Genomic DNA, 14,538 nt, shown 5'->3' with positions numbered 1-14,538 from the left:
AACCGTCTTGATCGGAACTAGGAGTTCTGTCAAATGAGCCGAGTTTACGATGCGCTCCGACAGTGGAATCGGGAACGTGGTCTGTCCGCCGATATTTTCAAGTACGAGGGGGCCGCTCAGGGACCAACAAAACCAGAAGAAAGTGAGACGCAAGAGCTCTTGCGTTGGGATAGCATTGCTGAATTCGTAGCCGCATGTCGCCCAGAAGACCATCTGATTGCCCTGAATAACGGAAAAGAATTGGGGAATGAGAAGTTCAGGTTGTTACAGTCTCGCTTGCGTCAGATGTCGCTTCTCCGAAAGATCAATACTGTGCTCATAACCAGCGCAGTTCCCGAAGATGGCAAGAGCCTGGTTGCAGCAAATCTGGCTATCAGTCTCGCGACGCACACGAATTTGAAAGTTCTGCTTTTGGAGGGCGATCTCCATAAACCCACGTTAGCGAAGAAGGTTGGACTCACAGGCCGTCCCGGACTGTCTGAGTGCCTAAGCAACGGAGGCACCGTAGAAAAGAGTTGTTACCGTCTGAGGAATAATCATCTCTGGGTACTCCCAGCTGGCCGATCACAAGAGCATCCGCTCTCGTTACTGCAATCGGCAATCTTCCAAAGAATATTTGCAATTCTGAGCTCCGCTTTCGATTGGATTCTCATCGACTCACCGCCGCTGCTGCCGTTGGCTGATGCCGGATTCTGGGCGCAGCAGTCGGATGGCATACTGCTCGTCGTCCGAAACGCTCACACTCCACGAGAGCTACTGAAACGCAGTTTAGAAGTGATCGATACATCCAAGTTAATTGGGGTTGTATTCAACGACTCTCAGCCGACCGAGCACGACTATTACAAACGTTACTACCGGTCCCCCAACCCAGCCCCGGAAGCGTAGTTGTATTCCTTCGAGGACAAATGAATACTTCGATCACTCCATTGCTGCCACCAGCAGGGGGAAAAAAGATCGTTTCCCGTTTACCAGTCCTTTCCCCCAGACAGGTTTCTTCACCATCCCCTTCTAGTTCCCGCCGGATCTTGTCTCCAGAGGCTTTCGCCGAAGTGCTGGATCAAGAGCATCGGAGAACGGAGCGCTCCCATCACTCCTTCATACTTATGAAATTGAGTGTTCTGGCGGCCGCTGGACTGAACGGTGACCGCGATCTATTTCTGCGGCAGGTAGCTGGCTCCCTTGCGGCGATTGCGCGGGAGACCGACCACTTGGGATGGTACAGTGCGGAATCGGTTTTGGGCGTCATCTTTACCGAGCTTGGGTCGACTCAGGATGCGGAGCACGCACTGGTGCCGATTGAAAACAAGGTGAGGTTGGCGTTGCAGCAACAATTCGATTCCGCTACGCGGTCCCAACTCCCGGTGACATTCCATATCTGTCCGCAGGAGTATCATGCCGACTCTGCTTCGACCGATTATCCATCAGCCTCTCAGAGGAAAGGACCGCGCGATGCGGGATGGATTTTCAGCAGGGGCAAACGAACCCTGGATATCCTGGGAAGCGTTCTGGCCCTCCTTCTTCTTTCCCCTCTGCTGTGCCTTATAGCAATTGCCGTGAAGCTAACTTCTCGTGGGCCTGTCCTCTTCCGTCAGAAGCGCATTGGGCAATACGGGCTCCCCTTCACATTCCTCAAGTTTCGGTCGATGCGTGACGGAAACGACTCTCAAATACACAAGGATTTTGTCCGCAAGCTTATTGCCGGATCCCCTGAGATATCCAATCGTGGCGTTTTCAAACTCACACATGATCCTCGCGTGACGCCGCTCGGAAGCTTCCTTCGGAAGACTAGTCTTGACGAGTTGCCCCAACTCTGGAACGTATTTCGTGGAGACATGTCCCTGGTCGGGCCACGCCCGCCCCTCCCGTACGAGGTAGACGCCTACGACGTCTGGCACCGGAAGCGATTCCTTATGGCGAAGCCAGGAATTACGGGACTCTGGCAAGTTAGCGGCCGGAGCAGGACGACCTTCGACGAGATGGTCAGGCTCGACCTGCGGTACGCGCGAACATCCTCCTTCTGGCTAGATGCGCAGATTCTCTGGCGCACCCCCCTTGCCGTCATTCGCGGCAGCGGCGCCTATTAGGTGATCATCGGACCTGTTTCAGCAAAATCGAGTTCACCCACTTCTGCCCCGGTTCTCGCTTGAAAGGAATACTCGATGATTAATGTCGGTGTCATTGGCTTTGGTTATTGGGGGCCCAACATCGTCAGAAATTTTTCAGGATGCAGTGATGCGCGAGTAGTGACGGTCTGCGATCAACGTCCGACTGCGCTGCAAAAGGCGACCAAAGCATTTCCGAGTATACGGGTCACAACGAACCCACAGGAAGTGATCACTTCGTCGGATGTCGATGCGGTTGCAGTAGTTACGCCAGTTTGGACGCACTTCGAGCTCACAAAATCGGCACTATGTAACGGCAAGCACGTTTTTGTCGAAAAGCCTTTTACCAGTACCACCGCGCAGGCGGAGGAATTGATCGAGATCGCGGACCGGAAGCACCTGCAGATAATGGTGGACCATACGTTTCTGTTTACAGCTGCCGTTCAGAAGATTCATCACTACATCGAGTCGGGAGCACTCGGAAGGCTCTACTACTACGATTCGACGCGCGCAAATCTTGGACTATTTCAGCATGACGTAAATGTGATCTGGGACTTGGCCCCTCACGATTTATCCATTGTTGACTATCTCCTCAAAGATAAGCCTGAGGCGGTAATCGCCACGGCAGAGCAACACTTCAACGGCCTCGAGGATCTTGCATTCATCACGCTCTATTTCCCCAACAAAGTTATCGCGCATATCAACGTCAATTGGCTTTCACCGGTGAAAGTGAGGACAACGCTAATTGGCGGCGAAAAGAAAATGCTCGTTTGGGACGACATCGAACCGGACGAGAAAATTCGGATCTACGACAAGGGAGTAGAGCATGTAGAGGATCGTGAGGGTATCTACAAGTTGCTCGTGAAATACAGAACGGGCGACATGCTCGCACCGCACTTGGAACATATTGAGGCACTCAGCAGCGAGGTCGCCTACTTCATCGATTGCCTTGCCGTCAATAAGAAGCCAATCAACGATGGCGGAGCCGGTCTACGTGTTGTTCGCATCCTCGAGGCTGCTGATAGATCTGTCAAACAGAGAGGAGCCCTGGTGGATTTATGGATGCCTTCTTATGCATAGCTCCCGACGTCAAGCTCGGACGTGATGTCCGTTTGGCCAAGTTCATCAACCTCTACGGCTGCGAAATCGGCGATGAAACCAAGATCGGTGCTTTCGTCGAGGTTCAGAAGAATGCCCGGATCGGAAAGCGCTGCAAGATTTCCAGCCACACCTTTATCTGTGAAGGCGTGACGATTGAAGACAATGTCTTCATCGGGCACAGCGTCGTGTTCATAAACGACTCGTACCCACGAGCAACAACTTCGGAGGGAGTATTGCAGACCGAAGCCGATTGGAAGGTAGAGCGCACTCTCGTCAGAAGGGGAGCATCCATCGGATCCGGCAGCACGATCTTATCGAACATCACGATTGGCGAAAATGCGATCGTCGGGGCAGGAAGCGTAGTCACTCGCGACGTTCCTCCTAATGCCATCGTTGCCGGAAACCCAGCCCGCCTTTTCCGATATATCGGAGAACAATCGAGGACAGCATGAACAGAGCAACCGACCCAATTCCGTTTCTTGATCTGATAACTCCCCACAAAGAACTCGAAGAGGACCTAATCGCGGTGTTTCGGAAAGCACTCAGCACTGCAAGCTTCGTTGGCGGAGCTATGGTTGAGGAGTTCGAGGAGAATTATGCGAAGTTCTGCGGAACAAAATACTGTGTTGGGGTGAGCAGCGGCACGGACGCATTGCGTTTCGCCTTAATCGCCTCTGGTGTGAGGCCCGGAGAGATCGTCGTCACCGTCCCGAACACATTCATCGCGACTACGGAGGCCATTACTCAGGCCGGGGCCCATCCGGAGTTCGTGGACATTGACGAACGGACCTACAACATGGATCCAGCGAAGCTGCAGGAGTATCTGGAGAATCAGTGCACGCTGGACATCAATACAGGCAGGCTGATCAGCCGGAGGTCTCGAAAGCCGGTGTCGACGATTGTGCCAGTGCATCTCTACGGTCAGATGGCCCACATGGATCCGATGCTGGAGTTAGCAGAGCGATACAACCTTATGGTCATCGAAGATGCCTGCCAGGCGCATGGCGCAGAGTACTTCTCCTGCAAGAAGGACCAGTGGATGAAGGCCGGGTCCATGGGCCGTGCTGCAGCCTTCAGCTTCTATCCCGGTAAAAACCTCGGCGCGTGCGGAGAAGCTGGGGCGGTCACAACGAATGATGCAGATCTGGCACTCAAGGTGAAAATGCTACGCGATCATGGGCGGGTTAAGAAGTACTACCACGATGTAGAAGGGTATAACGGCAGGTTGGACGCAATTCAGGCGGCCATCATGCGCGCGAAGCTGGATCGTCTCGCAGCGTGGAACTTCCAGCGTCGCGACCGCGCCGCTGAGTACCGCCGGCTGTTTAACGCTGCAGATTGTGGTGTCAATCCACCCTATGAACCTTCGTGGTCGAAGTCCGTGTATCACCTGTACGTTATTCGTGTGGAGGATCGCCAAGCTCTAATGGAGCAATTGAGACGGGCCGGAATCGGCACGGGAATTCATTATCCGATTCCCCTCCATCTGCAAAAAGCGTACGTATTCCTGAATTATTGTGAAGGTGATTTTCCAATTACGGAAAGGACCGCGGCGGAGATCCTGTCCCTCCCAATGTTTCCGCAACTGACGCCTGCCCAGCAGGCAAGGGTCACAGAAGAGGTCGCTCGCTTTTCGCAAGTGGAACTGACAGAGTAGACAAGCGAGGTGGGATCTTACACGCGCCCCGCTGGTACTCGCGTGTCAATGTCTGGTCTAATTCCTGCCATTGCATGAGGCTCTCCTACAAAGACTCGCCCCGCGGTGCCTAATACAGCGGTAAACATTACCCATGCGTTACGTTCTAATCACACCAGTACGCGATGAGGGGCCATTCATCGAACTGACCATGAAATCGGTGGTGGCGCAAACTGTCCGGCCGCTCAAATGGGTGATCGTCAGTGACGGTTCAACCGATGGAACAGACGATATTGTGGGCAAGTATGCCTCAGAAAACCCCTGGATTGAGTTGATCCGGATGCCAGAGCGACGGGAGCGGCATTTCGCAGGGAAGGTGTACGCCTTCAAGGCGGGATACGCCAAGGTGCGAGGAATGAAATACGACGCGATCGGTAGCCTCGACGGCGATGTTTCATTTGACAAAGGTTTTTTTGCATTTCTGCTTCAAAAGCTCGCAGAGGATAGCGGCCTGGGTTTGGTCGGTACGGCATACATTGAAGGTTCCAACGAAGCTTACGATTATATGTTTTCGAGTGCCGACGATGTCCCCGGAGTGTGCCAACTGTTTCGGCGGGAATGCTTCGAAGAAGTCGGTGGATACACTCCGCTCAAGGAGGGCGGCATCGACTATGTCGCCCTCATAACTGCAAGAATGAAAGGATGGAGGACTCGGGCTTTCACTGACAAAGTGTGCATCCACCACGGTACGGCGCAGCGCAATCGTTTTTCTGCGCGATTCAAACTTGGCATGAAGGACTATGCCTTAGGGAACGGTCCGCTTTGGGAACTCTTTAGGACTCTTTATCAGATGACGCGAAGGCCATTTGTTTTACGCGGATTTCTGCTAGGCGCCGGTTATTTCTGGGCCTTTGCAAGCCGCCGGGAAAGGCCGATATCTCAAGACATGTCGACTTTTATCAGGCTAGAACATACCCGGAGGTTAAGAAGGACGCTCGTCAGATTCATTCCCAAGGCCTTTGCGGCACTTTGAGAAGAGAGATGTATTGGCAGTGCGAAGGAAGCTTGTAATTCCTCGAGCACAGCCGAAGCCATTCAGGAGGATCGCAGTTACCGTGAAGAACGAGGCTACATTGGCATTACCAGCCGAGAGGCCTTTCGGAAATAAGACTGCTTTGCGATCCGGGAAACTCATTATTGATGCCGATGATTGGGGCCGGGACCAAGAGACAACCACTCGAATCCTAAGCTGTGTGGCTCAGGGAAGTGTCTCTTCAGTCAGTGCAATGGTTTTCATGCAGGATTCCGAACGTGCTGCGGCGATCGCTAGGGAGCGAGAAATTGACGCTGGCCTGCATTTGAACTTTACTACCGCGTTCTCGGCGGCGAACTGCTCCGCCCAGCTCGTCCAGCATCAGCAAAGAATCGCCCGGTGTCTTTGGCGCTATCGTCTAGCCCAAGCTCTTTTTCACCCAACGCTGATGCGCTCGTTCGAATATGCGGTTTCGGCGCAGCTCGAAGAGTTCTGTCGGCTTTATGGAAGAATGCCCAACCGGTTGGACGGTCATCATCACATGCACCTTTGTGCAAACGTTCTCGCGGGGCGATTGCTACCGCCCCTGACAGTAGTTCGGCGAAACTTTTCTTTCGAGGCCGGGGAAAAGTGCTTCGCCAACCGTCTCTATCGTCGGGTCGTTGACCGGATCTTGACGCGAAGGCATCGTCTCACTGATTTCTTCTTTTCGCTAGCTCCACTCAGTCCGCGCAGGCGTTTGCAGAGAATCTTCTGCTTAGCGCAGCAGTTTGTGGTGGAAGTAGAGACACACCCTGCCAATCCCGTCGAATACCAGTTCTTATCTAGCCGTGAAATTTGCAGTTTGGCAGAAGATGTTCGTATCGCCCGTGGGTTCGCATTCTGAGTTAGCCAGGTCGATTTTCGTCTAGCGTAGGGCAGTACGGCGCCTGCTATGGAGAAAATCATGGATATGGGCCGAAATCACATCAGTGTGTGTATTTGCACTTTCCGACGACCCAAACTACTCCAACGGCTGTTACATGAGGTTATAAAGCAGGAAACGGACGGGCTGTTCACACATTCGGTCGTGGTTGCCGATAATGATGGTTCGCGATCCGCCGAGAGCGTGGTGTCGGAAATCGCTGCGACGTCCGAGATCCCGATCATGTACTGCGTGGAGCCTCGGCAGAACATCTCCCTGACGCGAAACAGGGCCATCGCAAATGCCACCGGCGATTTTATTGCGTTCATCGACGATGACGAGTTTCCCGCGGACCGCTGGCTGTTGACCTTGTTCGAAGCATACCTTAAATACGGCGTCGACGGCGTGCTCGGACCTGTCAAGTGCCACTTCGACGAGAAGCCGCCACGATGGGTTATCAAGGGGAAATTCTACGAGCGGCCTACTTATCCGACAGGGTTCGTGATTGACTGGACTAAAGGAAGGACGGGGAACGTGTTGCTGAGGAGACAGATCCTCGAGGATGAGGAGGTGCCCTTCAGCCCAGAGTTCCACCGGGCAGGCGACCAAGATTTTTTCCGAAGAATGATTGCAAAAGGACACGTATTCATCTGGTGCAACGAGGCAGTTGCGTACGAGGTCGTTCCTCCCATACGTTGGACTCGCACTTTCATGTTAAAGAGAGCGTTACTCCGCGGGACAATTCGGATGCAACATCCGACGTCCCGAGGGCGCAAAGTCGCTAAGGCTCTCATAGCCGTGCCGATTTATGCAATTGCCATTCCATTTTCCATAGGGTTTGGTCACCACAGATTCATGTACCTCCTGATAAGACTCTGTGACCACCTAGCAAGTCTCTTGACTTTCGTTGGCATCAAGCCGATTAGAAGTCAGTTGATTACCGATTAGGTGTAGACATATGGCGGGAACAACGCCGTGCGACTCTATCGTCGGGCGGAACGATCGAATCCTCGTAACAGGGGCAACTGGCTTCATTGGATCCAGGCTTGTTGCGAACTTGTTCGATCGCGGATTTCGCAAGATCCGTTGCTTTGCGCGGCCATCCAGTGTAGCGGCGCGGATTCAGAGCCTCTCTGCATTCGCGGGGATCGGTAATGTTGAGGTGATGACCGGCAATCTGCTGTCGCGCGAGGACTGCATTACCGCCACCAGGGATGTGGCAGTCATTTTTCATCTTGCAGCCGGCCGAGGCGAAAAGTCGTTTCCCGATGCATTCATGAACACGGTTGTTACCACGCGGAATCTACTTGAAGCATGCATGCAGCACCAGTGCTTGAAGCGGTTTGTCAATGTCAGTTCCTTTGCGGTCTACACCAACAACAAGAAACCGCAGGGACGGATGCTAGACGAATCGTGCCCGGTGGAAACGCACCCTGCGATTCGCGGGGACGCTTACTGCTTCGCAAAAGTTAGACAGGATGAGATCGTCGCCGAGTACAGTAAGCAGTTTGGTATTCCGTGCGTCACGGTCAGGCCTGGAGTTGTTTACGGCCCGGGCAACGAAGCGATCCATGCCCGGGTTGGAATCGGCACCTTTGGGCTGTTCTTGCACCTCGGAGGATCAAATGCAATACCTCTGACTTACGTTGACAACTGCGCGGATGCAATTGCGCTTGTAGGTCTAAAGACCGATACGCAGGGGGAGGTTTTCAATATCGTAGACGACAATCTCCCTTCCAGCCGACAATTCCTGCGCCTCTACAAGCGCAACGTAAAACGGTTCAAGTCGGTTTATGTTCCACATTTCTTGAGCTACGCACTCTGCTATGGGTGGGAGCGCTATTCGGCATGGTCGATGGGGCAGTTGCCACCCCTCTTCAACCGGCACAGATGGTACGCCAATTGGAGCAAGACTCATTACAGCAACGCCAAGCTCAAGGGCATCGGTTGGAAACCAAAAGTGTCTACCTCCGAAGGACTAACAATCTACTTTAATGCCTGTCTTAACGGGGTTCGGAATGCTTAAAGTAGGCATCGTAGGATGCGGCAAGATTGCTGACGATCACTGCTCGCAGATCCAGAGGATCAAGGGATGTGAAATTGTGGGCGTCTGTGATCGGGAGTCGCTCATGGCGCGGCAACTTTCCGAGAGGTTCCCGGTCAAAGCATATTTTAGCGATTTGACGCAGATGCTCAGCCATGCTCAGCCTGATGTCATACACGTCTGCACGCCACCGCAGAGCCATTTTGCCATTGCCAAGAAGTCCATGGAAGCAGGATGTCATGTTTACGTCGAGAAGCCATTTGCGCTTTGCCTCGATGACGCTCGCACCCTTATTGGACTGGCCACGAGAAAAGGTCTGAAGATAACCGCCGGTCATGATGATCAATTCCGCCACGTAGCGCGGCGCATGAGGGCTCTTGTACAGCAAGGCTATCTGGGCGGCGGACCGGTGCACATGGAGAGCTGTTACTGTTATGAATTTGGTGGATCAGGCTACGCAAGGGCTCTACTCGACGATAAACAGCACTGGGTGCGAAGGCTTCCAGGAAAGCTGTTACACAACATCATCAGTCATGGTATCGCTAGAATTGCAGAGTTTCTGTCAAGTGACTCTCCTGAGGTAATCGCCCATGGTTTTACGAGCCCGGCTCTGAGGAGCAAGGGTGAACGCGAAATCATCGATGAACTCAGAGTGATCATCTCTGATGAAGAACGCGCCACGGCGTATTTTACTTTTTCTTCGCAGATGCGGCCGGCTCTCCATCAGTTCCGGATTTATGGCGAGAAGAATGGTCTGATTCTGGATCAGGATCAGGAGATCCTTATCAGGCTTCGTGGGAAGAGGTATACGAGCTACGCTGAGAAATTTATTCCTCCAATTAACTTTGCCAGGCAGTACCTCGGAAATCTTCGCACGAACCTGCGAACTTTTCTGGTGCGCGACTTCCATATGAAGTCGGGCATGAAGTATTTGATCGAATCATTCTACAGGTCAATCCTGGAGGATACTCCAGAACCGATTCCGTATCGTGAAATTCTTCTGACTGCCCAAATCATGGATGAGATATTCCGTCAGTTAGACATGAGACGATCCATGGGCGCAGTGCGGCTCGAGGATTCCATGACTTCTTTCTTGACGAGGTGAGCCTCAAGGAAAAGGGTTCGCTTTGGAGCGAACTAGGCATTCGCTGGACATGATTGGCTTGCCTCATCCAGAGTTACGAGCCACTTCCCTCCCCGCCGCTTTTCTGTGAATGGTCTGACACGCGCACTTCTGAACAGAATCGCCCCGGATTTATATGAGAATTCTGGCGCCGAGTAGCGGATCAAACGATCGTGCGCAAAATTATTAAGATTTGTGATCGGGAAATAAGAATTGAGGGGCGATTGCTGCACCTCGCTCGGCCTCATGGGGACGGGTACTGCTTCCTCGAGGATCCAGCGGCGGTGGTAGATGGTTTGCGGCAGTGTGGGACCCGAGTGGACCTCTTCTCGTTCGCTCAGAGGCTTCCCGAAACGAAGCCCATTTACCCGTATCCGATAGAGTGGGACAACTATGCCGTCTTGCCGATTTCTACCTTCGAGAATTGGTGGGGTCAGCAAATCGGCTTCAAAGCCCGGAACAAGGCCAGGCAAGCGGAAAAGAAAGGAGTCTCCTTACGCGAGGCGCCTTTCGACGAAGCACTGATCAAGGGAATCTGGAAAATCTACAACGAGTGCCCAATTCGGCAGAGACGTCGATTCCCCCACTACGGCAAAAGCATAGAGACGGTACATCGCGACGAAGCTACATTTCTCGACAGTAGCATTTTCATCGGCGCCTATTACGCCGAACAGCTTATTGGATTCGCCAAGATTGTGGTGGATGAGACTGGCACGCAGGCGGGTCTCATGAATATTGTCTCGATGGTCCGTCACCGCGACAAAGCTCCGCAGAACGCCTTGGTAGCACACGCAGTTCGGGCTTGCGCCAGCCGTGGCATTCAGTTTCTTGTGTATTCCAGGTTTGCTTATGGAAAGAAGCAGCACGATAGTCTAAGCGACTTCAAGGAGCGCAACGCCTTCAACCGTGTCGACGTTCCGCGCTATCACGTTCCCTTGACATCTCTGGGCTGGCTGGCGCTCCGCATGGGATTGCACCATCGTCTGACGCAGCGTATCCCCGAATCCTTGGCTGCCAAACTCCGAGATTTACGCGCGGCGTGGTACGTCAGGAAATATGGATCGATATCGGACGCGTTCTAGGGTCAAGTCTATGCCGGGAATTGTTGGACTTATTACAAAGTTAAGACGCGACGAGGCGGAGCGGCAACTGCTCGCGATGTTGGAGACACTCCGGCATGAACCGTTCTATACCACCGGAGTGTGGTGCGACGAATCATTGGGCGTGTACGTTGGATGGGTGGCTCGGAAGGGTTCGTTTTCAGACGGCATGCCTGTGAGCAATGAGACAGGCACCGCGGTCCTGATTTTTTCCGGGGAAGACCACCCAGAACTGGGAACGGTCGCCAGGCTGAAGGAGCGCGGCCATTCGGTCAGCGAAGAAGGTCCGTCTTATCTCGTGCATCTTTACGAAGAAGACTCGTCCTTTCCCGCAGGCTTAAACGGGTGGTTCCATGGACTCATTTTGGACCGGGCAAACAGTACAGCGCTACTTTTCAACGATCGGTTCGGAATGCACCGGCTTTACTACCACGAGTCGAAGAATACGTTCTATTTTGCCGCAGAAGCTAAAGCAATTCTCGCCCTTCGCCCTGAGTTGCGGAGGGTCGATCCCGAATGCCTGGGCGAGTTTGTCGCCCTTGGTTGCGTTTTGGAGAACCGAGCATTATTCGAAGGCATTTACGTGTTGCCCCCTGCTTCCACCTGGAACTTTCGAAATGGTTCGATCGAACAAAAAGCGGTTTACTTCGAACCGAAAGTGTGGGAAGAACAAGCTCCGCTGGAGCCCGAAGAATTCTATCTGCAACTGCGCGAAGTTTTCTCACAAAATCTGTCCAGGTACTTCAACGGCCGGCAGCGTGTGGGGATGTCGCTAACCGGGGGACTGGACACGCGTGCCATCATGGCTTGGCGCAGGCCGCGGCAAGACACGCTCCCCTGCTACACCTTTGGCGGCCCATACCGCGAATGCCGCGATGTGTCGGTGGGGCGGCAGGTTGCTCGCCTTTGCGGGCAGCGTCATGAAGTGATCCGGGCGGACGGGGAGTTTCTTTCTCGGTTTCCGCATTTCGCGGAGCGGACGGTGTACCTGACGGACGGCTGCGCGGACGTGAGTTGTTCGCCGGTGCTTCATATGTGCCAAGAAGCGCGTGGCATCGCCCCAGTCAGGATGACGGGAAATTACGGGGACCAGATCATTCGCCGCTTTCGTGCGTTTAAGCCCACAATGCCAACGGTGGACGTATTCCACCCTGAGCTGATCGCTCAAATTCGAGTCGCGCATACAGCATACGACAGAGTCGTGAACACGCATCCCCTGTCGTTTGCGGCCTTCCGCCAGGCACCGTGGCACCATTACGGTCTTCTGGCGCTAGAGCAGACGCAGCTCACTTTGCGCTCTCCGTTTCTGGATAATGATTTGGTTAGGACCTGCTTTCGAGCCCCGAAGGTCGCCATCCAAAATAATGACCTTCGCCTTCGGTTGATCGCCGATGGAAATTCCACCCTGCGGAAAATACGGACAGACATGGGAGTTGGAGGGGAGTACGAGGCGCTTCTTGGCGCCATTATGCGCCGCTTTCACGCGTTCACTTTTAAAGCGGAGTATGCATATGACAACGGCATGCCCCAATGGGTGGCCAAGATGGATCACGCATTCTTCCCCTTTCATCTTGAGCGTCTTTTCCTCGGCCGTCACAAGTATTACCATTTCCGCGTCTGGTACCGGGACGCTCTATCCGGTTACATTCGCGAAATCCTGCTTGATCCGCGAACTCTCTCCCGCCCCTACTGGCAAAAGAGTGTGCTCGAAGCAATGGTGCAGCATCACATCAAAGGAGACCGGAACTACACCAACGAGATTCACAGAGTGCTTTCGGTGGAATTGCTGCACCGCCTTTTTATCGATGGACATTGAGGGACGGGATGGCAGAAACGGCAGGATGTAGCCGTTCATGCCAAGTTACCGTTTCTTCGTGACTCATCGCTCGTCGCTGATCTATAGCCGGCCCCTAGTGACCTGTTCACTATATCCATGCACCCGTATCGCATAGTCGCTACCATCCTTTGTGCAATCAGTATCCCCGGTCTTTTCTACCTCAACCGGCACGGGGACTCGCAGGTGTTTAAAGCCCTTTGGATTCCGACAGCATGGTTGTTCGTGATCAGCTCGCGAGGAGTTTCTGCGTGGCTTAGATTACACCCGATGACCAAGGGAGACGCCGTAGCCAAGTCCTATGAAGACGGAAGCCCGATTGACATGTGGGTGTTCACCTTTCTGTTGGTGGCGGCTCTGGTCGTGCTCATCGCAAGAAGTGGCAGGGTAGGTTTATTGCTACGGAAGAATGGCTTGATCTTGTTGTATTTTTCGTTTTGTGCGGTGAGCATTGTCTGGTCGGACTACCCTTTCGTCGCCCTCAAGCGATGGGTCAAAGCACTCGGCGATCTGGGAATTGTCCTTATCATCCTGACCGAATCGGACCCGTTGGGAGCCCTGAAACGTGTCGTCACCCGAGTGGGTTTCCTCATCTTCCCCTTGTCGGTCTTGTTCATCGCGTGCTATCCCGGCGTCGGACGGATCCTAACGCAGAGCTGGACCCTCGAACCAACCGGTGTAGCTACCCAGAAGAACGCACTCGGCTTGGACTGTATGGTGTATGGGGTCTTCTTTCTGTGGATGATGCTGTCCGTTTATCGCGAGCGGCAGGATCCCAGTCGACATCGCCGCCTTCTGGCCCACGGAATGATCGTCATCATGATCATCTGGCTACTCGGCCAATGTCAGTCCATGACTTCTATAACTGGCCTTGTCGCGGCCGGGGGAGTGATGTGGTTAGCAAGCCGCCGTTCGCGGGGACCTGTTGTTGTGCACGCGTCCGTTATCGTGGTGCTTGGCATAGCCATAACCGCCCTCTTTTTCGATCCTGGGGGCAGCATGATCGGGGCCTTGGGGAAGGACCCGACAATTCACGGAAGGACGGAAATCTGGCGCTTGGTCCTGGGCCTGCACACGAACCCGTTGGTCGGAACGGGGTTCGAAAGCTTCTGGCTTGGGCCACGACTGAAGCAAATGTGGACGGCCATGCCCAATTTCTACATGAATGAAGCACACAACGGCTACCTCGAGCTCTATTTGAATTTAGGATGGGCAGGGATCTGCTTCATCGCTCTTTTGCTGGCGACTGGGTATAAGAGGGTCGTTTCCGGCATTCGGCGAAACCCGGGAAGGGCTTCATTATTTCTTGGTTTTTTTCTTTGCACGCTCTTCTATGCCTTTTCGGAAGCTGCCTTCAGGACGTTGACCATCTCCTGGGTTTTTCTGCTCCTCGTCATTGTGGGCGGCTCCCAAGCCGCGCTTTTCAGATGCACCCGGCCAACCCGGCTGGCTTATAAAACTAATACCAGCGAAGAGCCAGCGACCGAGTCGGCACTCAGTCCAGTCACATACCGAACGGCCAGATAGATCATCACATCGCTCCGTGCCACGCTTTCGTGCGGATATCGGGGCGAAATGCGCAGGAAGAAACCGTGAATCGCTTACGTGTTCTGCTGTTAGGGCCGGACTGCAATCCCGAGAAAGTCTGCATTCCTTTTGTC

Annotated in this window: 13 protein-coding genes; all 13 read left to right on the top strand. The window is 53.7% G+C overall.

The genetic code is table 11. The annotated features are described in order from the left end of the window. The first annotated feature begins 33 nt into the window (after positions 1–33). The 13 genes from ROO76_22885 to ROO76_22825 all read left to right on the top strand — a co-directional run bounded on the left by ROO76_22885 (position 34) and on the right by ROO76_22825 (position 14,404). Positions 34–885 carry a CpsD/CapB family tyrosine-protein kinase gene (locus tag ROO76_22885; GenBank protein MDT8071016.1) on the top strand — a complete coding sequence of 284 codons (852 nt, stop codon included), beginning with the start codon at positions 34–36 and terminating at the stop codon, positions 883–885. A gap of 218 nt (positions 886–1,103) precedes the next feature. Continuing rightward, a complete protein-coding gene (locus ROO76_22880; GenBank protein ID MDT8071015.1) occupies positions 1,104–2,084 on the top strand; it encodes a sugar transferase in 981 nt (326 codons plus the stop codon). Positions 2,085–2,159: 75 nt separating this feature from the next. Beyond that, positions 2,160–3,182 carry a Gfo/Idh/MocA family oxidoreductase gene (locus ROO76_22875; GenBank protein MDT8071014.1) on the top strand — a complete coding sequence of 341 codons (1,023 nt, stop codon included), beginning with the start codon at positions 2,160–2,162 and terminating at the stop codon, positions 3,180–3,182. Next, entirely contained in the window at positions 3,161–3,655 is a 495-nt protein-coding gene (locus ROO76_22870; protein ID MDT8071013.1) for an acyltransferase, read from the top strand. The genes ROO76_22875 and ROO76_22870 overlap by 22 nt, the downstream gene beginning before the upstream one ends. Continuing rightward, positions 3,652–4,860 carry a DegT/DnrJ/EryC1/StrS family aminotransferase gene (locus ROO76_22865; GenBank protein MDT8071012.1) on the top strand — a complete coding sequence of 403 codons (1,209 nt, stop codon included), beginning with the start codon at positions 3,652–3,654 and terminating at the stop codon, positions 4,858–4,860. The genes ROO76_22870 and ROO76_22865 overlap by 4 nt, the downstream gene beginning before the upstream one ends. Before the next feature lie 133 nt (positions 4,861–4,993). Further along, positions 4,994–5,872, top strand: a complete 879-nt coding sequence (locus ROO76_22860) for a glycosyltransferase family A protein (GenBank protein MDT8071011.1) — start codon at positions 4,994–4,996, stop codon at positions 5,870–5,872. 82 nt (positions 5,873–5,954) lie between these two features. After that, entirely contained in the window at positions 5,955–6,758 is an 804-nt protein-coding gene (locus ROO76_22855) for a ChbG/HpnK family deacetylase (GenBank protein MDT8071010.1), read from the top strand. A gap of 48 nt (positions 6,759–6,806) precedes the next feature. Then, entirely contained in the window at positions 6,807–7,724 is a 918-nt protein-coding gene (locus ROO76_22850; GenBank protein ID MDT8071009.1) for a glycosyltransferase family 2 protein, read from the top strand. A 10-nt stretch (positions 7,725–7,734) separates the two neighbouring features. Further along, positions 7,735–8,802 carry an NAD(P)-dependent oxidoreductase gene (locus ROO76_22845; GenBank protein MDT8071008.1) on the top strand — a complete coding sequence of 356 codons (1,068 nt, stop codon included), beginning with the start codon at positions 7,735–7,737 and terminating at the stop codon, positions 8,800–8,802. Beyond that, on the top strand, positions 8,795–9,925 hold the full coding sequence (locus ROO76_22840) for a Gfo/Idh/MocA family oxidoreductase (GenBank protein ID MDT8071007.1): 1,131 nt from the start codon (positions 8,795–8,797) through the stop codon (positions 9,923–9,925). Before ROO76_22845 ends, ROO76_22840 begins: the two co-directional genes overlap by 8 nt. A gap of 242 nt (positions 9,926–10,167) precedes the next feature. Further along, a complete protein-coding gene (locus ROO76_22835) occupies positions 10,168–11,025 on the top strand; it encodes a hypothetical protein (GenBank protein ID MDT8071006.1) in 858 nt (285 codons plus the stop codon). Between the two features lie 10 nt (positions 11,026–11,035). Then, positions 11,036–12,859, top strand: a complete 1,824-nt coding sequence (locus ROO76_22830; GenBank protein MDT8071005.1) for an asparagine synthase-related protein — start codon at positions 11,036–11,038, stop codon at positions 12,857–12,859. Between the two features lie 288 nt (positions 12,860–13,147). Continuing rightward, entirely contained in the window at positions 13,148–14,404 is a 1,257-nt protein-coding gene (locus tag ROO76_22825) for an O-antigen ligase family protein (protein ID MDT8071004.1), read from the top strand. Positions 14,405–14,538 lie beyond the last annotated feature (134 nt).

This window comes from Terriglobia bacterium (genome assembly GCA_032252755.1).
Taxonomy (GTDB): domain Bacteria; phylum Acidobacteriota; class Terriglobia; order Terriglobales; family Acidobacteriaceae; genus JAVUPY01.
Note: the sequence above shows the minus strand (reverse complement) of the source record. Positions and strands in the feature narration are given on the sequence as shown.

Excerpts from the sequence above, each read along its gene's own strand:
- ROO76_22885 (MDT8071016.1), top strand. The coding sequence starts at position 34 with ATGAGCCGAGTTTACGATGCGCTCCGACAGTGGAATCGGGAACGTGGT.
- ROO76_22880 (MDT8071015.1), top strand. The coding sequence starts at position 1,104 with ATGAAATTGAGTGTTCTGGCGGCCGCTGGACTGAACGGTGACCGCGAT.
- ROO76_22875 (MDT8071014.1), top strand. The coding sequence starts at position 2,160 with ATGATTAATGTCGGTGTCATTGGCTTTGGTTATTGGGGGCCCAACATC.
- ROO76_22870 (MDT8071013.1), top strand. The coding sequence starts at position 3,161 with ATGGATGCCTTCTTATGCATAGCTCCCGACGTCAAGCTCGGACGTGAT.
- ROO76_22865 (MDT8071012.1), top strand. The coding sequence starts at position 3,652 with ATGAACAGAGCAACCGACCCAATTCCGTTTCTTGATCTGATAACTCCC.
- ROO76_22860 (MDT8071011.1), top strand. The coding sequence starts at position 4,994 with ATGCGTTACGTTCTAATCACACCAGTACGCGATGAGGGGCCATTCATC.
- ROO76_22850 (MDT8071009.1), top strand. The coding sequence starts at position 6,807 with ATGGAGAAAATCATGGATATGGGCCGAAATCACATCAGTGTGTGTATT.
- ROO76_22845 (MDT8071008.1), top strand. The coding sequence starts at position 7,735 with ATGGCGGGAACAACGCCGTGCGACTCTATCGTCGGGCGGAACGATCGA.
- ROO76_22840 (MDT8071007.1), top strand. The coding sequence starts at position 8,795 with ATGCTTAAAGTAGGCATCGTAGGATGCGGCAAGATTGCTGACGATCAC.
- ROO76_22830 (MDT8071005.1), top strand. The coding sequence starts at position 11,036 with ATGCCGGGAATTGTTGGACTTATTACAAAGTTAAGACGCGACGAGGCG.
- ROO76_22825 (MDT8071004.1), top strand. The coding sequence starts at position 13,148 with ATGACCAAGGGAGACGCCGTAGCCAAGTCCTATGAAGACGGAAGCCCG.